Origin of the sequence: Arenimonas malthae CC-JY-1 (genome assembly GCF_000747075.1) — a bacterium.
Lineage (GTDB): Bacteria > Pseudomonadota > Gammaproteobacteria > Xanthomonadales > Xanthomonadaceae > Arenimonas > Arenimonas malthae.
The window spans coordinates 13,609-38,486 of record NZ_AVCH01000093.1; the positions used below are offsets into that span (position 1 = coordinate 13,609).

Sequence of the window (24,878 nt, forward strand, 5' to 3'; positions counted from 1 at the left end):
GGCCCGCCGGGAACCCGCCCGCGCGGCGGGTTCCCGCACACGGCCGGGACGACCCCCATGTCCCTGCTGATCAACCAGCTCTGCATCAACTGCGACGTCTGCGCCCCGGCCTGTCCGAACACCGCGATCAGCCAGGGCGAGACCATCTACGAAATCGACCCGAACCTGTGCACCGAGTGCGTGGGTCATTTCGACGAACCCCAGTGCGTGGTCGTCTGCCCGGTGGAGTGCATCGAACTCGACGCCGGCAACCCGGAGACGCGCGAGCAGCTGCTCGCCAAGTACCACGCGCTCACCCGAGGACAATCCGCCGCATGACCCGCCTGCTGTTGATCGGCCTGCTGCTGCTCGCGCCGCTGGCCCACGCCGACGCGCCCGCGCGCGCCGACCGCCCGTCCCAGGCCGGCATCGCCAGCGCCAACGCCTACGCCACCGACGCCGGCATGGAAGTGCTGGCCATGGGCGGCAACGCCTTCGACGCCGCCATCGCGGTCAGCGCCACGCTGGGCCTGGTGGAGCCGGAGAGCTCGGGCCTGGGCGGCGGCGGTTTCCTGCTGCTGCACGTGGCGAAGGATGGCCGCGACGTGTTCGTGGACGCCCGCGAACGCGCGCCGCTGGCCGCCAGCCGCGACATGTACCTCGACGCCGCCGGCAACGCCGACCGCGACAAATCGGTGAACGGCGCCCTGGCCGCGGCCATCCCCGGCATGCCCGCCGCGCTCGACCACCTGGCCGCGAAGTACGGCCGCCTGCCGCTGTCGAAGTCGCTGGCGCCGGCGATCCGCCTGGCCCGCGTAGGCTGGCGCTTCGGCCCCAAGAACGCCGCCATGCTCGGCTGGCGCCGCGACGTGCTGGCGCGCAGCCCGGCCGCGGCGAAGCTGTTCCTGCGCAACGGCCAGGTGCCCGCCGAGGGCACGCTGATGCGCAACGAGGACTACGCCCGCACGCTGGAGCTGTTGGCCTCGAAGGGCGCGCGCGGTTTCTACCACGGCGCGTACGCGCGCAAGCTGGCGAAGGGCGTGCGCGCCGCCGGCGGCATCTGGAGCGAGCGCGACCTGGCCGGATACGCCGTGGTCGAGCGCGAACCCATCCGCCTGCGCCACCGCGGCCACGACATCGTCACCGCGCCGCCGCCGTCCTCGGGTGGCGTGGCCCTGGCCACCATCCTCAACGTGCTCGAAGGCTACGACTACCCGCGCCTGGGCAAGGTCGAGCGAACGCACCTCACGGTGGAGGCCATGCGCCGCGCCTACCGCGACCGCGCGCTGTACCTGGGCGACCCGGACTTCGTGCAGGCGCCGGTGGCCATGCTCACCGGCAAGGACTACGCCGCCGGCCTGCGCGCTTCGATCCACCCGGAAAAGGCCACGCCCAGCGACCTGCTGCCCGGCGTCAACGCCACGCCGCTGCGCCCGGACACCACGCATTTCTCCATCGTCGACGCCGAAGGCAACCTGGCCGCCGTCACCCAGACCGTGAACCTGCCCTACGGCAACGCGGTGGTGGTGCCGGGCACGGGCTTCCTGCTCAACAACGAAATGGACGACTTCTCGGTGAAGCCGGGCGTGCCCAATGCCTTCGGCCTGGTGGGCGAGGACGCCAACGCCATCGCGCCGGGCAAGCGCCCGCTGTCGTCCATGACGCCCACCTTCGTCATCGGCCCGGAGCGCACCGCCGTGCTGGGCACGCCGGGCGGCAGCCGCATCACCACCATGGTGCTGCTGGGCGTGCTGGAACTGCTCGACGGCAAGGGCGCGCAGGCCACCGCCGACGCGCCGCGTTACCACCACCAGTACCTGCCGGACGCGATCTCGGTCGAGCCCGGCGCCTTCACCGAGGCGGAAATCGCGGCGCTCAAGGCCCGCGGCCACGCCATCGACGCCCGCGACAGCACCTGGGGCAACATGCAGGTGGTGCTGTGGAACCGCGCCACCGGTGCCGTGGAAGCCGGCACCGACCCGCGCTGGAAGGGCGTGGGCAAGGGCTCGTCCAGCGAAGCCTCGGTCTACCGATAAGGAGCCCGCCATGAAACTCTGGTCCATCCTGGGCAACTCGCAGCGCCTCGACGGCGGCGCGATGTTCGGCAACGCGCCGCGCGCGATGTGGGCGCAGTGGTCGCCGCCCGACGACGCCAACCGCATCGACCTGGCCTGCCGCGCGCTGCTGGCCAGCCCGCTCAATGGCAAGACCGTGTTGTTCGAAACCGGCATCGGCGCCTTCTTCGAGCCGAAGCTGCGCGAGCGCTACGGCGTGGTGGAGGAGCGGCACGTGCTGCTCGATTCGCTGGCCGAAGCCGGTTTCTCGCACGAGGACGTGGACGTGGTGGTGCTCAGCCACTTGCACTTCGACCACGCCGGCGGCCTGCTGGCGCCCTGGCGCGAAGGCCACGCACCCGGACTGCTGTTCCCGAACGCCACCTTCGTGGTGGGCGCCGAACATTGGCAGCGCGCGCTCAACCCGCACCCGCGCGACCGCGCCAGCTTCATCCCCGAACTCACCGGCCTGCTCGAAGCCAGCGGCCGGCTGGAGCTGGTGTCGGGCGAGCACTGCGCGGCGCTGGGCGACAGCGTGCGTTTCCACTTCAGCCAGGGCCACACGCCGGGCCTGATGCTCGCCGAGATCTGCGGCGCCCCCGGCGCCGACGGCCGGCCGCACGGCGGCCTGGTGTTCTGCGCCGACCTGGTCCCCGGCCGGCCCTGGGTGCACGTGCCCATCACCATGGGTTACGACCGCTTCCCGGAAATGCTGGTCGACGAAAAGCGCGCCTTCCTGGAAGACAAGCTGGCGCGCAACGTGCACCTGTACTTCACCCACGACCCCGGCTGCGCCCTGGCCCAGCTGGCGAAGGACGCGAAGGGCAAGTTCACCACCACCCACGAGGTCGCCGCGCTGGCGGCCCGCCCCCTGGCCGCCTGAGGACCCAAGACGATGCGCCTGCTGCTTCCGACCCTGCTGTTCCTGAGCCCGGTGGCCCTGGCCGCCAACTACGGCGAGCCGATGCCGGAAGGCGAGGCCGTGGCCATCGCCACCGCCGCCGCGAACCCGTCGCAGTACGCCGGCAAGCCGGGCAAGTTCAGCGGCCGCATCACCGAGGTCTGCCAGAAGCAGGGCTGCTGGGTGGTGATGGAGCAGGACGGCCATAGCGCCCGCGTGATGGCCAGGGACCACGGCTTCGCGGTGCCCAAGGACGCCAGCGGCCCGGCCGTGGCCTACGGCGTGCTGGAGGAAGAGCCCATCAGCGAGGAACACGCCCGCCACCTGGTCGAGGACGACGGCGCCAAGGCGCCGGCCGCGCGCGAGCTGCGCATCGTCGCCACCGCCATCAGCCTGCCCGACGCCGCACCGTCACAGCAGTGATACAGGCGCCTGCTGTAATCAGCGGTCGTCCATGCCAGGCAAGACCATGAGCTTTCACGACGACACGCCGCTGATTTCCCGCCGCCGCCTGCTGCAGGGCGGCCTTGGCCTGGGCGCCGCCGCGCTGGGCCTGGGCCCCGTGGGCAGGCTGCTCGCGCAGGCGGGCCACACCTCGCTGGTGCACCCGGGCTACGGCCCGTTGGCGCCGGTGAAGGACCGGGCCACCGGGCTGCCGCTGCTGCAGCTGCCGCAGGGCTTCAGCTACACCACGTTTGGCTGGGAAGGCGAAGAGATCGCGCCCGGCCAGGCCTGTCCGGGCAAACACGACGGCATGGGCGTGGTGGTCGCCGACGGCGACGTCGTGACGCTGGTGCGCAACCATGAGATCACCGCGGATCCGGGCGGGAGTTTCGCGCCCGCCGAGGCCACCTACGACCCCGACTGCCGCGGCGGCACCGTCACCCTGCGCTTCGACACCACCCGCGGCCGTTTCGTGGACGCGCGGCCCTCGCTCTCGGGCACGCTGGTGAACTGCGCCGGCGGCACCACGCCCTGGGGAAGCTGGCTGTCCTGCGAGGAGATCGTGCTCGACCAGGGACAGCGCGTCCGCGTCACGCCCGAGTACACGCACGAGATGAAGCGAAGCCATGGCTTCGTTTTCGAAGTGCCGGGGCGGGGCCTGTCGCGCGCAGAGCCGCTGGTCGGCCTGGGCCAGATGAAGCACGAGGCCGCCGCCGTGGATCCGCGCGACGGCATCGTCTACCTCACCGAGGACCACAAGCCCGTGGCCGGCTTCTATCGCTTCATCCCGCGCGTGGCCGGCGAACTGGTGCGGGGCGGCCGGCTTCAGATGCTGCGGGCCGAGGGTGCGGCCGACCTGCGCACGGGCCGGCGCCCCGGCGACGTGTTCAAGGTGCGCTGGGTCGACATCGAGCATCCCGATCGCGGCCTCGCCGAAGACGGCGACGAGGGCGGCCTGGTGCGCCAGGGCGTGGCCAACGGCGGCTCGGTGTTCACCCGGCTGGAAGGCGTGATCGTCGGCGAAGGCAAGGTCTACTTCACTTCCACCAACGGCGGCGACGCCGGCTGCGGCCAGCTCTGGGTCTACCGCCCGGCCGAAGGCCTGCTGGAGCTCGCGTTCGAGTCGCCTTCGCCGGAGGTGCTCGACTACCCCGACAACATCATCCTCAGCCCGCGCGGCGGCCTGGTGATCTGCGAGGATTCCGAGCAGCCGGTGCAGCGCCTGTACGGCATGACCGGCGACGGCGGCCTGTTCGAGTTCTGCCGCAACAACGTGGTGCTCGACGGCTTCCGCGGTTTCAGCGGCGACTTCCGCGAGGAGGAGTGGGCTGGCGCCTGCTTCTCGCCCGACGGAAAATGGCTGTTCGCCAACATCTACGAGCCGGGTTTCACCGTGGCCATCACCGGCCCCTGGAAACCCGGCCTCATCTGAGGACGCCCGATGATCACCCTGTTCTATGCCGCGCTCTGCACCCTGCTGGTCCTGTTCCTCGCGGGTCGCGTCATGGCTTACCGGGTGAAGTTCAAGGTGGGCCTGGGGGACGGCGGCCACGGCGAGCTCAACCGCCGCGTCCGCGTGCACGCCAATGCGGTGGAATACCTGCCACTGGCGCTGCTGCTGCTCGGCGGCATGGAGCTCAACGGTTATCCCGACGCGGCCATCCACGGCTTCGGCGCCACCCTGCTGGTGTCGCGCCTGCTGCACGCCTGGGGCCTGAGCCGCAGCGCCGGCAGCAGCCCGGGCCGTTTCCTCGGCACCCTGCTGACGCTGCTGCTGATGATCGCGATGGCCGTGTTCGCCATCATCGGCTACCTGCAGTCCCTGCCAGCCGCCTGATTACCATGCAGGAGCGGCTTCAGCCACGACCGCTTTTCGCGAAGAGCGGTCGCGGCTGAAGCCGCTCCTACAAAAGCCACGCCTCAGCGGCGCGGTGGGGCGAGCAGTTCGGTGCGGCTCAGGTAGCCGTCGCCGTCGGCGTCCTGGCGCTGGAACTGGGCGCCGAAGCGCTCGTGGTGCTGGGCCAGGGTGAGGGTGCCAGCGTCGGGCAGGTGCTGTTCGTGCGGCTCGAGCACGTCGTTGCCGTTGGCGTCCATCTGCCGGAACGCGAAGCTCATGCGCTCGAGGAATTCATGCCGCGACACGCGGCCGTCGCCGTCGAGGTCGACGCGCGCGAAATAATCGCCGTCCTGTGCCGCCGACAGGCCCGGGGCCAGCAGCAGCGCGAGCAGGCTAGCCCGCATAGACCGTGATTTCCTCGCGGTCGTGGTAGAGCTGCTTGGCGCGCAGCGTGAGCGGCCGGCCGGCGTGGTCGACGAAGTGCTGCAGGCAGTCGCGGGTTTCGTCCCAGCGCTTCTTCATCGGCAGCTTGAGGTTGAAGATGGCGCGCTTGCACCAGCCCTCGCGGAACCAGGTAGCCATGCGGTCGGCCACCTTGGCCGGCGACTCGACCATGTCGCAGACCATCCAGTCCAGCGGCTTGGGAGGCTGCCAGCGGAAGCCGTCGGCGCGGATGTGTTCGATCACGCCGGTGTCGAGCGCGCTCTGCGCCAGCGGGCCATTGTCGATGGCGGCGACGCGGATGTGCCGGCGCGCCAGCACCCAGCTCCAGCCGCCCGGCGCCGCGCCGAGGTCGGCGGCGTTCATGCCGGGCTTGAGGAATTCCTCGCGCTCCTTGTCGGTGAGCAGGCACATCAGCGCCTCCTCGAGCTTGAGCGCGGAGCGGCTGGGCGCATCGGCGTGCGCGCGCAGGCGCGGCACGCCCAGCGGCCAGGGCGAGGCGTCCTTCGGGTCGGCGCTGCCGAGCAGGGCGTGGTTGCCCGCCAGCATCAGCACGTGCAGTCGCGGCAGGCGCGGGTCGTCCTTGTCGGTCACCAGGCCGCGCTGGCGCAGCGCCGGGCGCAGGGCATTGCCCAGCGCGCGGGCCAGGCCGGCGAGCTGCTTGCCTTCGTCGGAATCGGGGTGCTCCACCCAGACCTCGCCATGGCGGCCGCGGCCGCCGAGCGCGTCCATGATCGGCGCGATCCGGTCCTTCGGGTCCATGTCGGGCAGGTCGGCGAACAGGCGCAGCTTCTGCCGCGCGAAGATGAGCGTGGACCAGGGCAGGGCGCGCGACAGCGCGGCGCCGTCCTCCACGCCCAGGAACTGCACGTAGCCGGTGTTGCGTTCGGCGCGCGCGTAGCCGTGGAAACCCGCGGCCGCGGCGCGTTCGCCCAGCTCGGCGGCCAGTTCGGGCTCGAAGCCCGGGCGGCAGTAGGCCAGCAGGCCTTCAGTAGACAATGCCGCTCTCCCCGTAGTCGCGCAGCACGTCGCGCGCGTGGTCCCGCATCAGGTCGGTGTGCACGGCGATGCCGCGTTTTTCAAGTTCGCCCTTCCAGTCGGCGGGCAGCGGGCCTTCGTCGAAGCCGGCCAGGTCCTGCACGTCGTCGGCGCGGGCGGCGATGAGGAGTTCGTCGATGCCGGCCCACACCACCGCGCCGTAACACATCGAACACGGCTGGGCCGAGGTGGCCAGGGTGATGCGTTCGCCGGCCTGGTTCAGGCGGTAGCTCTGCAAACGCTGCTGGCTGGTGGCCAGGGCCATCACCTCGGCGTGCGCGGCCGAGCAGTTGTGCGGCACCACGCGATTCACGCCCACGCCCACCAGGCGGTCGCCGCTGAACACGGCCGCGCCGAAGGGGCCGCCGCTGCGGTGGTCGACGTTGCGGCGGGAGAGCTGGATCGCCAGCGCCACCTTTTCCTCGGTGCCCGGATAGCTGCGGCTGGCGTCCACTTCGTCGTGGATCCAGGCGGGCAGGGTGAGGTGGAGCTGGGCGTAGATCATCGATGTCACCGTCAGGCGTACCAGGACAGGCCGCCCGCGTAGGCCAGCAGCAGGAAAAGGGTGTCCACCAGGCCGTGGGCGCCGATGGTGACCCACAGGTTGCGGCGGGCCAGCACGAACACGCCGGCGAAGGCCAGGCCGAAAGCGAAGGTCACCAGCAGCCCCGAAAGCCCCTGGTAGGAATGCGGCGCCGCGAACAGCGCGGCGCCGGCGAGCACGGCCACGGGCGTGCGCGCGGCCGCGGGCAGGCGGTCGGCGAGCAGGAAGACCTGGCCGCGGTAATACAGCTCCTCGGCCAGGGCGGCGCTGAGCCACATGCCTGCGAGGTAACGCAGCGTGGTGGGCGTGTTGCTCTGCAGCGCGGCGAACGCGGAATAGTCGGTGGGTTCGCCGGTGGCGGCGGCGATGCCGGGCTGCACCAGCAGGTCCATCACCAGCTCCAGCACGACGAAGGCACCCAGCATCCAGGCCAGCGTATGCCGCGGCCAGGGCCAGGCCAGGCCCAGCGGGCGCAGGCTGCGGTATTCCGCGAAGGTGACCGCCAGCACCGCCAGCGCCACCAGCCCGCCGCGCCATGGAAACGCCAGCCCCGGCACCAGCCACAGTGCGCCGATGGCGACGAACGCCAGCAGGGCGAGCGGCCACGGCCAGCGCGGGCGCGTGGCCGCTGGCGTCACTTGCTGCTCCAGGTGTCGCGCAGGGTGACGGTGCGGTTGAACACCGGCGTGCCCGGCGCGTGGTCGCGGCGGTCGGCGGTGAAATAACCCAGGCGTTCGAACTGCACGCTGTCCTCCGGCGCCAGCGCGGCGGCGGAAGGTTCGACCCAGCCGCGCACGACGCGCACCGAGGCCGGGTTGAGGTAGTCGCGGTAGGTCTTGCCGGCCTCGTCCTTGTCCGGGTCGGGCACCGAGAACAGGCGGTCGTACAGGCGCACCTCGGCGGCCACGGCGTGCGCGGCGCCGACCCAGTGGATGGTGCCCTTCACCTTGCGGTCGGCGCCCGGCAGGCCGGCGCGCGAATCGGGGTCGAGCGTGCAGCGCAGTTCCACCACGGCGTCGCCGTCCTTCACCACCTCGTCGCACCTGACGATGCCGACGCCGCGCAGGCGCACTTCGCCGCCCGGCACCAGCCGGTGGAAACCCTTGGGCGGCACTTCCATGAAGTCCTCGCGCTCGATCCACAGCTCGCGCGAGAACGGCACCTCGCGCTCGCCGAAGCTGGCGTCCTTGGGGTGGTTGGCGAAGCGCAGCGATTCGGCGTGGCCTTCCGGCAGGTTGGTGACCACCAGCTTCAGCGGGTCGACCACGGCCATGCGGCGCGGGCTGGCGGAATCCATCACTTCGCGGATGCAGCCTTCGAGCACCGAGAAATCGATGAGCGAGTTCTGCTTGCTGATGCCGATGCGGTCGGCCAGCAGGCGCAGCGCCGCCGGCGGGCAGCCGCGGCGGCGCAGGCCCTGCAGGGTGGGCATGCGCGGGTCGTCCCAGCCCGCCACCAGGCCTTCCTGCACCAGCGCCAGCAGCTTGCGCTTGCTCATCACGGTGTAGTTGATGTTCAGGCGCGAGAATTCGATCTGGCGCGGCTTCGCGGCCGGCACGCTGAAGCCGGCGTCCACCAGCGGCTGGTACAGGTGCGGGTTGCGCACCAGGTCGACGTTGTCCACGAACCAGTCGTACAGCGGGCGGTGGTCTTCGAACTCGAGCGTGCAAAGCGAATGCGTGATGCCTTCGAGCGCGTCCGACAGGCAGTGCGCGTAGTCGTACATCGGGTAGATCGGCCAGGCGTCGCCGGTGTTCTGGTGCGGCACGTGCTTGATGCGGTAGATCGCCGGGTCGCGCAGGTTGATGTTGCCGCTGGCCATGTCGATCTTCGCGCGCAGGGTGCGGGCGCCGTCGGGGAACTCGCCCGCGCGCATGCGCCGGAACAGGTCGAGGTTCTCTTCGACGCTGCGCTCGCGGAAGGGCGAATTGCGGCCCGGCTCGGTGAGCGTGCCGCGGTAGGCGCGCACCTGCTCGGCGTCGAGGTCGCAGACGTAGGCCTTGCCGTCCTCGACCAGCTTGAGCGCGGCCCGGTAGAACACCTCGAAATAATCCGAGGCATGGCGCAGTTCGGCCCACTCGAAGCCCAGCCAGCGCACGTCTTCCTTGATGGCCTCGACGTACTCGGGGTCTTCCTTGGCCGGGTTGGTGTCGTCGAAGCGCAGGTTCACCGGGCCGCCGAACTCGCGGCCGATGCCGAAGTTCAGGCAGATCGACTTGGCGTGCCCGATGTGCAGGTAGCCGTTGGGCTCCGGCGGGAAGCGGGTGCGGATGGACGCATGCTTGCCGGACGCCAGGTCCTCGCGGACGATCTGGCGGATGAAGTCGTTCTTTTCCGGCGTGGCGGCGTCGGTGGGGGCGGGGGTGGCGGTCATGCGTCCGGATGGGGCGTGGGAAGGCGGGTAGTTTACCGGCTCGGCGCGCCGGCGCGGCCCCGGCTGATTCCCGGCCGCGGCCGGGGTTAGAATCGCCGGGCAGGGGGCTGCATGCACAAACGGGGAGAGTGGCGCTTGCGAACCGCATGGGCCTTGACCACGGGTATCGGCGCCATCGTCCTGGCCGCCGCCTTCTTGTTCGCCGGCCCGCCCGCGCGGGCCCAGGCACCGGCCGCCGGAGCAGCCGGCGAGCCGGTGCTCGAGCTGGCGGTGATGGAGACGCCGGTCCTCACCACCCTCGACGACATCCTCAGCGGCCGCGCCCAGCCCGGCTTCACGCCCGTGCTGACGCCGGGCTTCCCGTTCACGGCCCGCGAGGGCCACGTGCTCTGGGTCCGCATCCGCACCGAACTGCCCGCCGACGGCCGCCAGTGGCGCCTGGGCGTGGTGCGCGTGCCGCTCGACCAGCTGCGCCTGCGCGTGCACCCGCCCGGCGAGGTGGTCGCGCGCGACGGCTTCTTCCGCCGCACCAGTGAACGCGCGCCCTGGCCGGCCACCTTCGAACTGCCCCTGCCCGAAGGCACGTCGGGACGCACCGAGCTCTACCTGGAGCTCGAAGGCCAGGTGATGGGCGGCCTGCACGTGCGCCTGCGCGAGGCCGACGCGGCGCGCGCCGAAAACGCCAGCGCGCGATTCTGGTTCCGCGTGACCTACCTGCTGTTCCTGCTGGTGGCGGTGCTGTCGCTGGTGCGCCACGCCGAGGACGCCCGCGCCGGCGCGTTGTCGGTGGGCGGCGCGGCGTTCTGCGCCTGGCTGGCCTGCCTGGGCATCAACGGCCACCTGTATTCGCTGCCCGAGGTGGCGCTGCTCTCGGGCCTTGGCGCGATCGTGCCGCAGGCGCTGTTCCTGCTCGGCGCCGGCCCGGTGGTGCTGGCCACGCGCCACTACAGCGGCCTGTCCAAGTCGGCGCCGCAGCTGGTGGGCTGGATGCGCGGCCTGGGCTGGGTGCTGGTGGCCGGCGCGCTGTTCGCGCTCACGCTGCCGGCGGCCACGGCTACCACGCTGCAGTGGGTCGCCTGGTTCAGCTATCCGGTGGCCCTGGTCGCCTGCCTGTTCATGCTGGTGCTCGATTCGCGCAGCACGCGCTGGGCGCCGCTGCTCACTCTGCTGGCGATGGGCGGCGCGGTGCTGGTGCGCGTGCTGGCCGACCACCAGGTGCTGGCGGCGAACTGGTGGACGCTGCACGGCTGGCAGCTGCTGCTGGCGGCGCTGATGGCGCAGTACCTGGGCCTGCCCTGGGCCCGCGCGCGCCTGCAGCGCTGGGCCATCCGGCGCCGCGCCACGCCGCCGGAGCCCAGCACCGAGGAGAAGATCACGGCCGCGCGCGAGAAGCTCATCAAGAGCCTGCAGCACGGCCTCGAGCACGCCGACGACGACGACGTGTCCTGGATCGCCTACCGGCGCCTGCTCGACGGCCTGAAGGCGGTGCTGCCGCAGGATTCGTCGGCGGTGGTGGGTGAGCATGCCGACGGCGAGGAATTGCTGCAGGTCGAACCCAAGGCGGCCGAACCGCGTTACCGCGACCTGCTGCGCGACCGCACCACGCTGCTGCGCAACCTGAGCAAGCTCAAGGCGCCGCAGCAGGTGGGCATGGATTTCGACGGCCCCGAGGGCCCGCTGGAGAAGGTGCAGCTGGCGGTGATCCCGCTGCCCATCCCCAAGCCCGGCTGGGGCGCGCTGCTGGTGGAACGCCCGGACGGCGTGATCTACAGCGATTCCGAGCTGGCGCTGTGCGCCGAATTCGCCGCCGTGGCCGTGGTGGCCGGCGAGGAAGCCTCGGGTACGGTCAGCGCCCAGCGTCAGGCCGAAACCGACCCGGGCACCGGCGTGTTCCGCGAGGAACCGCTGCGCGAACGCCTGCAGCAGCTGATGGACATCGCGCGCCTGAAGCAGACGCCGTTCTGCCTGCTCTACGTCGTCGTCGACCAGCTACCCTCGCTGCGCGAAGCCGGCGGCGAAGTGGCGGCGGTGGCGGCGATGCGGCCGGTGGCCACGATGCTGCGCGAGGAAATGAGCCACGGCGACCTGATCGGCCGCAGCGGCCCGGAGGGCTTCATGGTGCTGGCCCCGGGCAAGAAGCTGCTGCAGGCGCGTGAATACGCCGACCGCCTGCGCGAGGCCGTGTCGCACATGGTGGTGGACCCGCGCATCGCGCCGATGCTGTCGATCAGCGTCGGCATCGCCCAGGCCGGCCCGGACGAGCGCAACGTGCCCGGCCTGGTGGAACGCGCCGCCAATGCTGCGCGGGTGGCGTCCAAGAACGGCGGCAACCAGATCTTCAGCTGAGCGAGGCACATGGCAACCACCCTGGTCATCGGCAACAAGAACTACTCCTCCTGGTCGCTGCGGCCCTGGCTGCTGCTGCGCCATTTCGGCGTGCCCTTCGACGAGGTCCGGCTGCCGCTGGACACCCCGGAGTTCCACGAGAAGGTCTGGCAGTGGTCGCCCACCGGCCGCGTGCCGGCGCTGCGCGACGGCGAACTGGCGGTGTGGGATTCGCTGGCGATCTGCGAATACGCCAACGAGCGCTGGCTCGGCGGCCGCGGCTGGCCGGCAGACCTGGCCCGGCGCGCGGTGGCGCGCTGCGCGGCGGCGGAAATGCATTCGGGCTTCGGCGCGCTGCGCGGCCAGCTGCCCATGAACGTGCGCCGCGTGCCGCGCGAACGCCACTGGGACGCCGCCGCCCAGCGCGACATCGACCGCGTGCAGGCGCTGTGGCGCGAACTGCGCGGCGCCGCGGCCGGGCAGGGCGACTACCTGTTCGGCGACTTCGGCATCGCCGACGCCATGTTCGCGCCGGTCTGCGTGCGCTTCCGCGGCTACGGCGTGCCGATGGATGCCACGGCACGGGCCTACGTCGACGCCATCTACGCCCTGCCGGCGATGCGCGAATGGGTGGCCGCCGGGTTGGCCGAAACCGAACGCGTCGGCGCCGACGAGGCCTGAGGGCATGGACTTCGCCCGCCTGATCCGCGACATCCCCGATTTCCCGAAGCCTGGCGTCCATTTCAAGGACTTCAGCCCGCTGCTGGCCGACGGCGCCGCCTTCGGTTCCGCGGTGGCGGCCATGGCCGCGCCCTGGCGCGGGGCCGGGCTGCACGCGGCCGCCGGCATCGAGGCGCGCGGCTTCATCCTGGGCGCGGCGGTGGCGCGCGAGCTGGGCATCGGCTTCGTGCCGCTGCGCAAGCCGGGCAAGCTGCCGGGCGTCGTGCACGAAGTGAGCTACGCGCTCGAATACGGCCACGACCGCCTGCAGGCGCAATCCGACGCCTTGCCCGGCGGCGCGCGCGTGCTGATCGTGGACGACGTGCTGGCCACCGGCGGCACCCTGGCCGCGGCCGCCGAACTGGTGGAAGGCCTGGGCGCCACGCTGGCCGGCGCCGCGGTGCTGCTGGAGCTCACCGCGCTGGGCGGCCGGGCGCGCTGGCGGCGGGAATCGCCGCTGCTGGCGACGCTGCGCTACTGACTCACTCGGCGGACAGCTCGCAAACGTAGATCAGCTCGCAGGCGCCGTCGCCGGTGTCGTTGCGGCTGAGCGAACTACGCCACACGCTGCCGTCCTCGCCGCGCACCTCCACCAGCCAGCCGCGCAGGCGCACGAGCTGGTCGGGTTCGACCCGCGACAGCGCCGACGCCACCGCGCCATTGCCCGGCACCAGGTGCATGTTGGCGCTGGAGCGGGCGATTTCCTGCTCCGGCAGCGGCGGGCCGTCGCCGCCCCAGCGGTAGCGGTACCAGCGGTTCGATTGCCAGATGTCCAGGCGCGAATAGTGCGCCGGATCGGCCATGCGGCCCCAGCCCAGGGCCAGGTCGGTGGGCGCGAGTTCGGCGCCGCGGTCGAAGCGGTAGTCCTCGCGGCCCAGCACGCGCGCCTGCAGGCTGAAGCCGGCCAGCGGCCGGACGCGGTAGGCGCCGAGCCGGAATTCACCCACGCCCTCGGGCACCGGTCCCTGCAGCGGCTCCTCGGTTTCGGACGCCGGCAGCGGGCCGGGCAGGCGGCAGTCGAACGCCTGCCCGGACGAGGCAAGGGGCGTTTCGACAGGCGGGTGCCTGCCCGCCGCCCAGAGCAGGGCGGCCAGCGCGCCGGCGATCAGCAGCCAGGTCCAGCGGTTCATGCGACGAGCCTAGCCGGCGCCCGGCGCGGCGAACAGGCCCGGCGGCAGCTTCAGGCGAAATCGGCCAGGAGGGCCAGGCGGGTGGCTTCGGGCACGGCCAGTTCGAGCGGTAGGCGCGCGTCGTCGATGCCGAAGGCCAGCGCGGCGCCGGCGCGCAGCGCCATGATCGCCGCCGGCGCGAATTCGAAACGCAGGAAATGCACCGCCGCCGACTTGCCGCCTTCGCTGCGCTCGAGGTCCTCGTCGGCGATCGCCGGCACGCGGCCCTGGCCCTGCACCTGCGCATACACCCGGTGTTCGATGCCGCCCAGGCGCGCCAGTTCGCGCTTGCGTTCTTCCGGGTCGGGGAATTCGATCAGCATCGTCGCCTTGAGGTTGGCGCCGTCGGGCACCAGCGGGTTGTAGGCGTCGAGTTCGTCCTGGATGGCGCCGGCCTCGAAGATGCGCTCGATGCGCAGCATTTCCTGCACCTGGTACTGCACCGTCAGCCGGTCTTCGAACAGCAGGTTGATGTTCGCCCCCAGCGGCACGCGCCGCGCCTGCTTGTGCGAGATGACCCGCGCGCGGAAGCCGTCGCGGGCCTCGGCGTAGGCCTCGAGCGTGAACAGGTCGGCGCGCGTGAGTTTTTCCATCCTGCGAATCCTGGTTGAATCGTCCGAGTGCACCAGCGCCAGGTGGCGGCGGGCGCGCAGTGCGTCGCGCCGGGCCGGGAAGGTGTCGTCGCGCATCGCCGGCGACCGGGCCGCGGCTCAGGCCGCCAGCTCGTCCAGGGCTTTCTGGAAACGGTTGGCGTGCGAGCGTTCGGCCTTGGCCAGGGTTTCGAACCAGTCGGCGATCTCGTCGAAGCCCTCGTCGCGCGCGGCCTTGGCCATGCCCGGGTAGAGGTCGGCGTATTCGTGCGTCTCGCCGGCGATGGCCGAGCGCAGGTTGCTGGCGGTGTCGCCGATGGGCAGGCCGGTGGCGGGGTCGCCGCAGGCCTCGAGGTATTCGAGGTGGCCCAGGGCGTGGCCGGTTTCGCCCTCGGCGGTGGAGCGGAACACCGCGGCGATGTCGGCCAGGCCCTCGATGTCGGCCTTCTGCGCGAAGTACAGGTAGCGGCGGTTGGCCTGCGCCTCGCTGGAGAAGGCGGCCTTGAGGTTGGCTTCGGTGCGGGAGCCTTTCAGTGCCATGGCGGTGTCTTCCTCGTGTGGCGCGGGCCCGGCCAGCTTAGCGCTGCGGGTGGCCCGCGGCCTCGGGCTGGTAGCTGATGCCGGTGACGCGAACGCGCAGGGGGCGGCCACCCGGCGCGGTCCAGTCGATGGACTGGCCGACCGACAGGCCCAGCAGGGCGCTGCCGACCGGGGCCAGCACCGACACTTTCTGCTGCAGCACGTCGGCGTCGTGTGGATAGACCAGGGTGATGCGGTGGGTTTCGCCGCTCAGTTCGTCCACGCAGGTGACGGTGGAGTTCATGGTGACCACGTCGGCCGGCATGTCGGCGGGCTCCACCACGGTGGCGCGCTCGAGCTCGGCGGCCAGGGCCTCGGCGGCGGGCAGGTGGCGCAGGGCCGGGGAATCGAGCAGGGCCTCGAGGCGGGCGAGGTCGCGGCTGGACACGGTGATCGGCGGCGGCAGGGACACGGCGGACTCCAAAAAAGTGAACGGGCGGCACGCTTGGCGAGCCGCCCGGGGATCAACAGGTTGTGGCGACCACCTTAGCCCGCGGCGGACGGGGCTTCAAGCCTTGGCGCGTGGCCTGGCGGCCCGGGGCGCGGGGGCGTCGGCACCGGTGTCCGGCAGGGCCAGCAGGTCGTGCGGCAGGTCGCGCAATTCGCCGGCCAGGTCGTGCAGGAAGGCGGCCATGGCCGAACTCTTGCGCCACACCAGGGCCAGGCGCCGGCTCGGCGGCGGGTTGCGGAAGGGCAGCAGGCGCAGGTTCGCCGAGGGCGGCACCGGCGGCTTCACCGCCAGCACCGGCAGCAGGGTGACGCCGACCCCGGCGGCCACCATCTGCCGCAGGGTTTCCAGGCTGGTGGCCCGGAAGCCTTCCTTCTCGCCGGCGCCGGCCAGGCCGCAGACTTCCAGGGCCTGGTCGCGCAGGCAGTGGCCTTCCTCAAGCAGCAGCAGGTGCTGGTCGCCCAGGTCGGCCAGGGTCAGGTCGTGCCGGCCCGACAGCGGGTGGCCTTCGGGCACGGCGAGCAGGAAGGGTTCCTCGAACAGGAACTCGCTCTCGGTCCAGTCCTCGTGCAGCGGCAGCGCCAGCACGGCGGCGTCGAGCTTGCCGTCGCGCAGCATGTGCAGGATGGTTTCGGTCTTTTCCTCGACCAGCAGCAGCTCCAGCCGCGGGAAACGCCGGCGTATGCGCGGCACCACGTGCGGCAGCAGGTAGGGGCCCAGGGTGGGGAACAGGCCCAGGCGCACGCTGCCGGCCTCGGGGTCGGCGGTGCGGCGGGCGGTTTCGCGCATCTGCTCCACCTCGGCCAGCACGCGCCGGGCGCGCAGGGCGATGTCCTGGCCGGCCGGCGTGAGCATCACGTGCCGGGGCGCGCGCTCCACCAGCGACACGCCCAGCTCCTCCTCGAGCTTGCGGATCTGGGTGGACAGCGTCGGCTGGCTGACATGGCAGGCCTCGGCCGCCCGGCCGAAGTGCCGCAGGTCGGCCAGGGCCACCAGGTAACGCAGGTCGCGAAGGTTCATGGCGATGGCTATAGCCTATGGAATAGTCGAACGCAATACGCAGCGCAGAATTCAATAGGCTGGGGCTATCGCCATGATTGAGCAAAACGATTTCACACGGCGATAGGTTCTGCCTAACATTATCCCAACTTCGATTCACCCTCCCCACCACAACCGGAGCTTCAAATGTCCCTCATCAACACCGAAATCAAGCCGTTCAAGGCCCAGGCCTTCCACAACGGCAAGTTCGTCGAAGTGACCGATGCCTCCCTGAAGGGCAAGTGGTCGGTGGTCGTCTTCATGCCGGCCGCCTTCACCTTCAACTGCCCGACCGAGGTCGAGGACGCCGCCGCGAACTACCCCGAGTTCCAGGCCGCCGGCGCCGAGATCTACATCGTCACCACCGACACGCACTTCTCGCACAAGGTCTGGCACGAGACCTCGCCGGCCGTGGGCAAGGCGAAGTTCCCGCTGGTCGGCGACCCGACCCACGCCCTGACCCGCGCCTTCGGCGTGCACATCGAGGAAGAGGGCCTGGCCCTGCGCGGCACCTTCGTGATCAACCCGAACGGCGTGATCAAGACCATGGAAGTCCATGACAACGCCATCGCCCGCGACATGAGCGAGACCCTGCGCAAGCTCAAGGCCGCGCAGTTCGTCGCCGCCAACCCGAACCAGGTCTGCCCGGCCAAGTGGAAGGAAGGCGAGAAGACCCTGGCGCCGTCGCTGGACCTGGTCGGCAAGATCTAAGCAGGCCCGCGGTGTTTCCGACGCCCGGGCGGCCCCACCGCCCGGGCGTTTCCACAAGCGCGCCCGGAACCTTTCGCCTGCCGCCCCCGCGGGGCCGCAACCGCAAGTTTCCTTCCCCTTTCCCTTCCCGGAGCCATGCCATGCTTGACGAAACCCTCAAGACCCAGCTCGGCGCCTACCTGCAGAAGCTGGTGATGCCGATCGAACTGGTCGCCTCGCTCGACGGCGGCGAGAAGTCGCGGGAGCTGCAGGCGCTGCTGGCCGACATCGCCGCGCTCTCGGACAAGATCAGCCTGCGCCTGGACGGCGACGACGCCCGCAAGCCCTCGTTCGCCATCGTGCGCACCGGCACGCCGGTGCAGGTGCGTTTCGCCGGTTTGCCGATGGGCCACGAGTTCACCTCGCTGGTGCTGGCCCTGCTGCAGGTGGGCGGCCACCCGTCGAAGGAATCGCAGGAGCTGCTGGCGCAGGTCGCCGCGCTCGAGGGCGATTACGAGTTCGAAACCTATTTCTCGCTCTCGTGCCAGAACTGCCCGGACGTGGTGCAGGCGCTGAACCTGATGGCGGTGGTGAACCCGCGCATCCGTCACGTGGCCATCGACGGCGCGCTGTTCCAGGACGAGGTCGGGCGCCGCGAGGTGATGGCGGTGCCGACGGTGTTCCTCAACGGCCAGGTGTTCGAGCAGGGCCGGGTGGACCTGGCGCAGATCGTCGCCAAGCTCGACACCAACTCCGCCGCGCGCGAAGCCGACAAGATCCGCGCCAAGGCGCCTTACGACGTGCTGGTGGTCGGCGGCGGCCCCGCCGGCGCGGCCGCGGCCGTCTACGCCGCGCGCAAGGGCATCCGCACCGGCGTGGCGGCCGAGCGTTTCGGCGGCCAGGTGCTCGACACGATGGGCATCGAGAACCTGATCTCGGTCGAGCACACCGAGGGCCCGAAGCTGGCCTCGGCGCTGGAAGCCAACGTGCGCGCCAACGAGGTGGACGTGATGAACCTGCAGCGCGCCGAGGCGCTGGTGCCGGCCGCCGAGCCGGGCGGCCTGGTCGAGGTGAAGCTGGCCAACGGCGCCAGCCTGTTCTCGCGCAGCGTCATCCTGTCCACCGGCGCGCGCTGGCGGCAGATGGGCGTGCCCGGCGAGGACGAGTACCGCAACAAGGGCGTGGCCTACTGCCCGCACTGCGACGGCCCGCTGTTCAAGGGCAAGCGCGTGGCGGTGATCGGCGGCGGCAACTCCGGCGTCGAGGCGGCGATCGACCTGGCCGGCGTGGTGGCCCACGTCACCCTGGTGGAGTTCGACGTGAAGCTGCGCGCCGACGAAGTGCTGCAGCGCAAGCTGCGCAGCCTGCCGAACGTGGACATCGTGCTCAACGGCCAGACCACCGAGGTGCTGGGCGACGGCCGCAAGGTGACCGGCCTGGCCCTGCGCGACCGCGCCAGCGGCGAAGTGCGCCAGCTCGCGCTGGAGGGCATCTTCGTGCAGATCGGCCTGCTGCCGAACACCGAGTGGCTCAAGGACACGCTGGAACTGAGCCCGCGCGGCGAGATCGTGGTGGACGCGCACGGCCGCACCTCGGTGCCGGGCGTGTTCGCCGCCGGCGACGCCACCACCGTTCCCTACAAGCAGATCGTCATCGCGATGGGCGCCGGCGCCACCGCCAGCCTCGCCGCCTTCGACTACCTGATCCGCCACGCCGCGCCGGCCCCCGCGGCCACCGCGGCGGTCGCGGCGGCCTGAGCCCCGGCCCCGGAGCCGGCCCCCGGGCCGGCGCGCTATCATGGCGCGGCCCCCGGAGGACCGCGCCATGCCCCCTGTCGAACCCGGTGCCGCCAGCGACATCGATCGCCTGTTCGCGGCCATCCCCGAACGCAACACCGGCGACTGCCTGCTGCGCACGATGCAGCAGCACCACGTGTCGCTGTCGACGATGGCCGACACCAAGGCCAACATCATCATCACCATGTCCTCGATCACGCTGACGCTGGTGCTGGGGCGCATCAGCGACCCGATGCTGCGCAACGCCTCGATCACGCTGGCGGCCTTCACCATGCTGGCGCTGCTGCTGGCCGTGCTGGCGGTGCTGCCCAAGTACCGGCCGCTAAAGCTCAAGGACGGGCAGATCCCGCCGCAGTTCAACCTGATGTTCTTCGGCCACTTCGCCGAGCTGCCACGCGAACGTTTCCTCACCGAGATCGCCGGCGCGCTCAAGTCCGACGGTTCGGTGTACGAAACCATGGCGCGCGACACCTACGCCCTGGGCTGGTACCTGGCGCACCACAAGTACCGCTACCTGCGGTTGTCCTACCTGTTCTTCCTCGGCGGTTTCCTGCTGGCCTGCTTCGTGCAGGGCTGGCAGTTGCTGGCCGGCTGACGGTGACGACCCTCGCCAACGCCATCCGCGACGCCGCCGCGCGCCTGCCCGGCGACGAGGCGCGGCTGGAGGCCGAACTGCTGCTGGCGCACGCGCTGCAGCGGCCGCGCAGCTGGTTCTACGCGCATTCGGGCGACGTGCTCGACCCCGGCGAGGCGCGCGCCTTCGACGCCCTGCTGCGCCGGCGCGAGGGCGGCGAACCGGTGGCGCAGATCACCGGCCACCGCGGCTTCTGGTCGCTGGAGCTGGCGGTCACCCGCGACACGCTCATCCCGCGCCCGGAAACCGAGCTGCTGGTGGAACTCGCGCTCGAACGCCTGCCGGTGGATGAAATGGGCCAGGTGCTCGACCTCGGCACCGGCACCGGCGCGGTGGCCCTGGCCATCGCCAGCGAACGGCCGCTGGTGGACGTGAGCGCGGTGGACGTCAGCGCCGCGGCGCTCGACGTGGCGCGCGCCAACGCCGCCGACGCCGGCCTGCCGCTGCGCCTGCTGCAGGGCGACTGGTTCGAGCCGGTCGCCGGCGACGTGTACCGCATGATCGTCTCGAACCCGCCCTACATCGCCGACGACGACCCGCACCTGCAGCAGGGCGACCTGCGCTACGAACCGCGCTCGGCGCTGGCTTCGGGGCCGGACGGGCTGGACGCGATCCGCATCATCGCCGCGGGCGCGCCCAACCACCTGCTGCCCGGGGGCTGGCTGCTGGTCGAACACGGGCACGAGCAAGGCGCCGCGGTGCGTTCGCTGTTCCAGGCCCAGGGCTTCGCGCACGTGGCCAGCGCCCGCGACCTGGAGCGCCGCGAGCGCGTCACGCTGGGCCAGTGGCTGGGCTGATCAGTCCGCCAGCCGCACCTCGACGCGGCGGTTGAGCGCGCGCCCGGCTTCGCTGGCGTTGTCGGCCACCGGCCGCGATTCGCCCAGGCCCTCGGAAGACAGCCGCTCCGCGGCGATGCCCTTGCCGGTGAGCCAGGCCACCACCGCCGCCGCGCGGCGTTCGGACAGCGACTGGTTGTAGGCGTCGCCGCCTTCGCTGTCGGTGTGGCCGGCGATGACCAGGCGCAGCGGCGGGTCGGCTTCCAGTACGCCCAGCACCTGCTGGAGCGTGGCCTCCGATTCCGGCCTGAGCGTGGCCTTGGCGGTATCGAAGTAGATGCCGTACAGGTCCACCTTGCGTTCGCGCTCGAGCTGCTCGGCCAGCGAGCCGCTGTCGGTCTTGAGCGGCGCCAGCTCCAGGACCAGGTCGAGCGCCTCGCCGGCGATGAGATCCTCGGCTTCGCTGTCGGGCGTGTAGCCGGGCTTGCTGCCGGTGGTCACCACCAGGCCGGCGGGCACGTCCTCGAGCGTGAACTTGCCCTGCGCGTCGGTCTGCGCCTGGCGCACGTTCGAGGCCGAGACCAGCACGCCCGCCAGCGGCCGACCGCCTTCGGTGTCCACGGCGATGCCGCGCACGGTGCCGGTGTACTTGTAGCCCTTGGGGTTGATGAGCAGGCGCGCGAAGTCGAAGGCGTAGCCGTCGCCGGCGTCGTTGTCGGGGTCGTCGATGCGCACCACCAGCTTTCCGTCGCGCACCAGGTCCAGGTACTCGGGCAGCAGCTGCAGGGTGAGCAGCTTGCCGATCGGGCCGGTCTGGTCGAGCGCGTTCAGCGTCACCGCCAGGTCGCCCACCTCGGTGCCGTCGAGCCAGGCGCGGAAGCGGCTGCCCATGCGCTTCGATTGGAAGTCGTCGACGAACAGCTGCAGCGCCACCGCTTTCACCTCGATGCCGCTGGCGTCGAACTCGAAGGTGAGCGGCTGCGGCTGGTTGCCCGGCCGCTGGGTTTCGTAGGTGTAACCGTCGCGGTGCGCGCCATCGCCACCGGCGTAGCCGCTGACCACCATGATGCGGTCGGTGCCCGGCGGGTCGTCGGCCTCGGGCAGGTAGGGGAAACGGTGCACCGGCGTGGACTTGCCGGTGAACGGGTCGAAGCCGTTCGGCCAGCCGAAGCCCAGGTTGTCGATGTCGCCCACCTGCACCAGCAGGTCGGCCTCGGGGCCGTCGCGTTCGGTGCGGTAGGTCTGCTTCCACTGCTCGGGCAGGTTTTCGAGCTTCGCCGCGCGCCGGTCGGAGTCGGCCTGCAGTCGGGCGTCGCGCACGGCGCGCTGCGAAGCCTTCACGCGCTCCATCGCGGCCGCGCGTTTTTCCGGGTCGTTGCCGGCGGCGGCCAGGGCCTGCATCGCGGCCATCACCTCGGCCATGCGCGCCTTCTGCGCCTCGAGTTCGGCGCTGGCGTCGGCCAGTTCGGCCTGCGGGTCGGCGGGGGCGGGGCCCACCGCCTGCGGCGGGCTGTCGGGGCTGAATTCCTCCTCGCCGGCGGCGCGCGCCGCGTCGGCGATGGCCTGGCCGAAGGGCAGGTCGGCGATGTCGTCGAGGTCGGCGGCGCCTTCGGTGGGCAGGGCGTCGGCTTCGGCGAAGCCGTCGTCCTGGCGTGCCGCAGGTTCGTCGGCGTCGTCGGGCGGCGCGTCGGCGGGGGGATTCGCGGGGGCGGCCGGCGAGGCGGCCGTTTCCGGGGCGGCGGTGTCGCCGGGGGCGGGTTCGCCCCCGCAGGCCGACAGCAACACGCCCAGGACCAGGGCGGGAACGACGCGGGCAAGGCACATGGGCACTCACTCCGGCAACCGGGGGGTGGCCCACTCTAACAAAGCGGCGGCGCGCCGGAAGGCGCGCCCGGATCAGCCCCCGACGGCGCGGGACGGGCCGCCGGCCAGGGCCGGCCAGCGCGCCAGCACGGCGCGGCGGATGCCGTCGGCGTCCAGGCCCGCCTCGGCGAGCAGCTGTTCGCGGCTGGCGTGTTCCTGCCAGGCGTCGGGCAGGCCCAGGTGCAGCATCGGCAGCACCACGCCCTCGGCGGCCAGCAGCTCGGCCACGCCGCTGCCGGCGCCGCCCATGACCACGTTGTCCTCGAGCGTGACGAAGCCCTCGTGCGTCTTCGCCAGCTCGACCAGCAGCGCGCGGTCGAGCGGCTTCACGAAGCGCATGTTCACCACCGTCAGGCCGAGCTCCGCGGCGACCTTCTCGGCCGCCGGCAGCACCGCGCCGAAGGCGAGCAGGGCGATGCGGCCGCCGCGCTGGCGCAGTTCGGCCTTGCCGATCGGCAGCACGTCGAGCGAAGGCTGCACGGCGACGCCCGGGCCGGTGCCGCGCGGGTAGCGCACGGCGGCGGGGCCGGGGTGGCGGTAGCCGGTGCTGAGCATCCGGCGGCATTCGTTTTCGTCGGCCGGCGCCATCACCACCATGTCGGGCACGCAGCGCAGGAAACTGAGGTCGAAGCTGCCGGCGTGGGTGGCGCCGTCGGGGCCGACCACGCCGCCGCGGTCGATCGCGAACAGCACGTCCAGCTGCTGCAGCGCCACGTCGTGCACCAGCTGGTCGTAACCGCGCTGCAGGAAGGTCGAGTAGATGGCGACGACCGGCTTGGCGCCTTCGCAGGCCATGCCCGCGGCCAGCGTCACCGCGTGCTGCTCGGCGATGGCGACGTCGAAGTAGCGCTCCGGGAATTCCTTGCTGAAGCGCACCAGGCCCGAGCCTTCGCGCATGGCCGGGGTGATGCCCATCAGCAGCGGGTCGGCGGCGGCCATGTCGCACAGCCAGTCGCCGAACACCTGGGTGTAGGTGGGCTTGGCCGGGCCGGGCTTCTTCACCACGCCCACGCTGGGGTCGAAGGGACCGACCGCGTGGTATTCGATCTGGTCGCCTTCGGCCCGCTCGTAACCCTTGCCCTTGGTGGTGATCACGTGCAGCAGCTGCGGGCCCTTCAGGCCGCGCAGGGTGCGCAGGGTGGCCACCAGGGCCGGCACGTCGTGGCCGTCGATGGGGCCGGTGTAGTGGAAGCCCATTTCCTCGAACAGGGTGGAGGGCACGAACATGCCCTTCCAGTGTTCTTCCCAGCGGCGCACGAACTTCGCGGCGGGGCGGTTCTTGTCGCCCAGCAGCTTCTTGCCGCCTTCGCGCAGGGCGTTGAGCGTCTTGCTGCCGGAGATGCGGCCGAGCATCTTGGTCAGGCCGCCGACGTTTTCGGAGATGGACATCCGGTTGTCGTTGAGGATGACCAGCAGGTTCGGTTCGGGCTCCATGCCGCCGGCGTGGTTGAGGGCCTCGAAGGCCATGCCGGCGGTCATCGCGCCGTCGCCGATCACGGCCACCACCTTGCGGTCGTCGCCCTTCGCCTGGGCGGCGATGGCCATGCCCAGCGCGGCGGAGATGGAGGTGGAGCTGTGGCCGACGCCGAAGGTGTCGTATTCGCTTTCGTCGCGCTTGGGGAAGGGCGCCACGCCGTCCTTCTGCTTCACCGTGTGGATGGTGTCGCGGCGGCCTGTGAGGATCTTGTGCGGGTAGCACTGGTGGCCCACGTCCCAGACCAGGCGGTCTTCCGGCGTTTCATACAGGTAGTGCAGGGCCACCGTGAGTTCGATCACGCCCAGGCCGGCGCCGAAGTGGCCGCCCGACTGGCTGACCGCCTCGATCAGGTAGGCACGCAGCTCGTCGGCGATGGCGGGCAGTTCCGCTTCGGGGAACTGGCGCAGGTCGGCCGGGACGGCAATGCGGGAGAGGCGCGGATAGCGCTGTGAGTCCATTCGGAAATCGTGCGTGGGGGCAGGACCCAATTGTCCGGCACCCCACGGGTGGGGGCAAGGCGAAGCGGACCGGCGTTCAGCCGGTCCACACGCGGCCTAGCGCCGGAAACGCCCCAGCAGGCCGCCCTTGGCGGCGTCCGGCGCGGCCACCACGGCCACGTCCGGCTCGGCCACGCCGACGGCGAGGCTGGCGTTGACGAAGTCGATGACCTCGGCCAGCTCGGCGCCGCTGAGTTCGGCGATCTCGGTGAGCAGGGCCGGGCCCTTCATCATCACGGTGGCGATGCGGAAGTGGCGCGGGAACTCGCGCTCGGTCTGCGGCCACTTGAGCAGCTTGTAGCGGTCGTTCGGGTTGTAGCCCGCGGCCAGGCTGCCGTTGCCGCCGCCGAGCGCGCAGATCCAGGCCAGGCGCGAGAAGGGGTGGCTGCCGCCGAGCTGGGTGGCGAGCGCCGGCAGTTCGGCCGGGTCCACGGGGGTGAAATCGGCCGGGTGCACGATGGCGGTGCAGTAGGGCAGCAGCGGCTTGAGCGCTGCGCCGCCGAGGTAGGCCTGCTTGCCGGGGTCGAGCACCAGCAACGGCGCGTCGGGCAGCTGCAGCTTCACCGGGCCCGGCAGGGCGCCGGGGCGCAGGTAATCGGCCAGGCGCGGGTCGGCCGGCGGCGCCGCGGCCACGACCGGCTGCGGTTCGGGCTCGGGGGCCGGC

General features: G+C 71.5%; 26 protein-coding genes. 13 read left to right on the top strand and 13 right to left on the bottom strand.

The genetic code is table 11. The features are described from left to right. Nucleotides 1-57 precede the first annotated feature (57 nt). The 6 genes from N790_RS04980 to N790_RS05005 are packed head-to-tail and all read left to right on the top strand — an operon-like array spanning nt 58 to nt 5,215. Complete coding sequence (locus tag N790_RS04980; RefSeq protein ID WP_043801557.1) at nt 58-318, top strand: YfhL family 4Fe-4S dicluster ferredoxin; 261 nt, start codon at nt 58-60, stop codon at nt 316-318. Further along, entirely contained in the window at nt 315-2,015 is a 1,701-nt protein-coding gene (ggt, locus tag N790_RS04985; protein ID WP_211251952.1) for a gamma-glutamyltransferase, read from the top strand. Before N790_RS04980 ends, ggt begins: the two co-directional genes overlap by 4 nt. Before the next feature lie 10 nt (nt 2,016-2,025). Further along, complete coding sequence (locus N790_RS04990) at nt 2,026-2,916, top strand: MBL fold metallo-hydrolase (protein ID WP_043801560.1); 891 nt, start codon at nt 2,026-2,028, stop codon at nt 2,914-2,916. Between the two features lie 12 nt (nt 2,917-2,928). Then, complete coding sequence (locus N790_RS04995; protein WP_043801561.1) at nt 2,929-3,357, top strand: DUF4920 domain-containing protein; 429 nt, start codon at nt 2,929-2,931, stop codon at nt 3,355-3,357. A gap of 46 nt (nt 3,358-3,403) precedes the next feature. Then, nucleotides 3,404-4,810 (top strand): alkaline phosphatase PhoX, encoded by a 1,407-nt coding sequence (locus N790_RS05000; protein ID WP_043801564.1) that lies wholly within the window; start codon nt 3,404-3,406, stop codon nt 4,808-4,810. Nucleotides 4,811-4,819: 9 nt separating this feature from the next. Next, nucleotides 4,820-5,215: an MAPEG family protein gene (locus N790_RS05005; RefSeq protein WP_043801566.1), complete on the top strand. Its 396-nt coding sequence runs from the start codon at nt 4,820-4,822 to the stop codon at nt 5,213-5,215. Between the two features lie 83 nt (nt 5,216-5,298). Here N790_RS05005 and N790_RS05010 read toward each other — a convergent pair whose 3' ends face one another. From N790_RS05010 to N790_RS05030, 5 genes are read right to left on the bottom strand one after another with little or no spacing between them, the layout of a single operon-like run. Further along, nucleotides 5,299-5,619, bottom strand: coding sequence for an EF-hand domain-containing protein (locus tag N790_RS05010; RefSeq protein ID WP_043801569.1), 321 nt, complete (start codon nt 5,617-5,619; stop codon nt 5,299-5,301). After that, nucleotides 5,609-6,655: a 23S rRNA (cytidine(2498)-2'-O)-methyltransferase RlmM gene (rlmM, locus tag N790_RS05015; protein ID WP_043801572.1), complete on the bottom strand. Its 1,047-nt coding sequence runs from the start codon at nt 6,653-6,655 to the stop codon at nt 5,609-5,611. Before rlmM ends, N790_RS05010 begins: the two co-directional genes overlap by 11 nt. Next, on the bottom strand, nt 6,645-7,199 hold the full coding sequence (locus tag N790_RS05020; RefSeq protein ID WP_043801574.1) for a nucleoside deaminase: 555 nt from the start codon (nt 7,197-7,199) through the stop codon (nt 6,645-6,647). Before N790_RS05020 ends, rlmM begins: the two co-directional genes overlap by 11 nt. Nucleotides 7,200-7,210: 11 nt before the next feature. Continuing rightward, a complete protein-coding gene (locus tag N790_RS05025) occupies nt 7,211-7,876 on the bottom strand; it encodes a CPBP family intramembrane glutamic endopeptidase (RefSeq protein ID WP_052385699.1) in 666 nt (221 codons plus the stop codon). Continuing rightward, nucleotides 7,873-9,612, bottom strand: coding sequence for a glutamine--tRNA ligase/YqeY domain fusion protein (locus tag N790_RS05030; protein WP_043801577.1), 1,740 nt, complete (start codon nt 9,610-9,612; stop codon nt 7,873-7,875). The genes N790_RS05025 and N790_RS05030 overlap by 4 nt, the downstream gene beginning before the upstream one ends. A 153-nt stretch (nt 9,613-9,765) precedes the next feature. Here N790_RS05030 and N790_RS05035 point away from each other — a divergent pair, with 153 nt between their 5' ends. The 3 genes from N790_RS05035 to N790_RS05045 are packed head-to-tail and all read left to right on the top strand — an operon-like array spanning nt 9,766 to nt 13,138. Next, on the top strand, nt 9,766-11,958 hold the full coding sequence (locus N790_RS05035) for a GGDEF domain-containing protein (protein ID WP_043801580.1): 2,193 nt from the start codon (nt 9,766-9,768) through the stop codon (nt 11,956-11,958). Between the two features lie 9 nt (nt 11,959-11,967). Next, nucleotides 11,968-12,618, top strand: a complete 651-nt coding sequence (locus tag N790_RS05040) for a glutathione S-transferase family protein (protein ID WP_043801582.1) — start codon at nt 11,968-11,970, stop codon at nt 12,616-12,618. Beyond that, nucleotides 12,509-13,138, top strand: a complete 630-nt coding sequence (locus tag N790_RS05045) for an adenine phosphoribosyltransferase (protein WP_425388023.1) — start codon at nt 12,509-12,511, stop codon at nt 13,136-13,138. Before N790_RS05040 ends, N790_RS05045 begins: the two co-directional genes overlap by 110 nt. Before the next feature lies 1 nt (nt 13,139). Here N790_RS05045 and N790_RS05050 read toward each other — a convergent pair whose 3' ends face one another. The 5 genes from N790_RS05050 to N790_RS05070 all read right to left on the bottom strand — a co-directional run bounded on the left by N790_RS05050 (nt 13,140) and on the right by N790_RS05070 (nt 16,463). Beyond that, a complete protein-coding gene (locus N790_RS05050; protein WP_052385700.1) occupies nt 13,140-13,787 on the bottom strand; it encodes a hypothetical protein in 648 nt (215 codons plus the stop codon). Nucleotides 13,788-13,837: 50 nt separating this feature from the next. Further along, a complete protein-coding gene (locus tag N790_RS05055) occupies nt 13,838-14,515 on the bottom strand; it encodes a DUF3501 family protein (RefSeq protein ID WP_245593741.1) in 678 nt (225 codons plus the stop codon). A gap of 21 nt (nt 14,516-14,536) precedes the next feature. Further along, nucleotides 14,537-14,956 (bottom strand): rubrerythrin family protein, encoded by a 420-nt coding sequence (locus N790_RS05060; protein ID WP_043801586.1) that lies wholly within the window; start codon nt 14,954-14,956, stop codon nt 14,537-14,539. Nucleotides 14,957-14,993: 37 nt separating this feature from the next. Beyond that, nucleotides 14,994-15,407, bottom strand: a complete 414-nt coding sequence (rnk, locus tag N790_RS05065; RefSeq protein ID WP_245593742.1) for a nucleoside diphosphate kinase regulator — start codon at nt 15,405-15,407, stop codon at nt 14,994-14,996. Nucleotides 15,408-15,503: 96 nt separating this feature from the next. Further along, on the bottom strand, nt 15,504-16,463 hold the full coding sequence (locus tag N790_RS05070) for a LysR substrate-binding domain-containing protein (RefSeq protein WP_043801590.1): 960 nt from the start codon (nt 16,461-16,463) through the stop codon (nt 15,504-15,506). Between the two features lie 165 nt (nt 16,464-16,628). On the opposite strand from N790_RS05070, the gene ahpC reads away from it, so the two are divergent. From ahpC to prmC, 4 genes are all read left to right on the top strand, one after another. Further along, the gene (gene ahpC / locus N790_RS05075; protein ID WP_043801591.1) at nt 16,629-17,192 is read left to right on the top strand and encodes an alkyl hydroperoxide reductase subunit C; all 564 of its coding nucleotides are present in this window, start codon (nt 16,629-16,631) and stop codon (nt 17,190-17,192) included. Nucleotides 17,193-17,332: 140 nt separating this feature from the next. Beyond that, the gene (ahpF, locus tag N790_RS05080) at nt 17,333-18,928 is read left to right on the top strand and encodes an alkyl hydroperoxide reductase subunit F (RefSeq protein ID WP_043801594.1); all 1,596 of its coding nucleotides are present in this window, start codon (nt 17,333-17,335) and stop codon (nt 18,926-18,928) included. A gap of 67 nt (nt 18,929-18,995) precedes the next feature. Continuing rightward, nucleotides 18,996-19,562, top strand: a complete 567-nt coding sequence (locus N790_RS05085) for a Pycsar system effector family protein (RefSeq protein WP_052385701.1) — start codon at nt 18,996-18,998, stop codon at nt 19,560-19,562. A 23-nt stretch (nt 19,563-19,585) separates the two neighbouring features. Continuing rightward, nucleotides 19,586-20,398, top strand: coding sequence for a peptide chain release factor N(5)-glutamine methyltransferase (prmC, locus tag N790_RS05090; RefSeq protein WP_425388024.1), 813 nt, complete (start codon nt 19,586-19,588; stop codon nt 20,396-20,398). On the opposite strand, the gene N790_RS16775 is transcribed toward prmC, so the two are convergent. The 3 genes from N790_RS16775 to N790_RS16305 form a co-directional block, all read right to left on the bottom strand. Then, a complete protein-coding gene (locus tag N790_RS16775) occupies nt 20,399-22,201 on the bottom strand; it encodes an OmpA family protein (protein ID WP_052385702.1) in 1,803 nt (600 codons plus the stop codon). Between the two features lie 72 nt (nt 22,202-22,273). Further along, entirely contained in the window at nt 22,274-24,175 is a 1,902-nt protein-coding gene (dxs, locus tag N790_RS05100; protein WP_043801599.1) for a 1-deoxy-D-xylulose-5-phosphate synthase, read from the bottom strand. 96 nt (nt 24,176-24,271) lie between these two features. After that, nucleotides 24,272-24,878: hypothetical protein (locus tag N790_RS16305; protein ID WP_043801601.1), on the bottom strand; the 607-nt coding region annotated here is incomplete at its 5' end.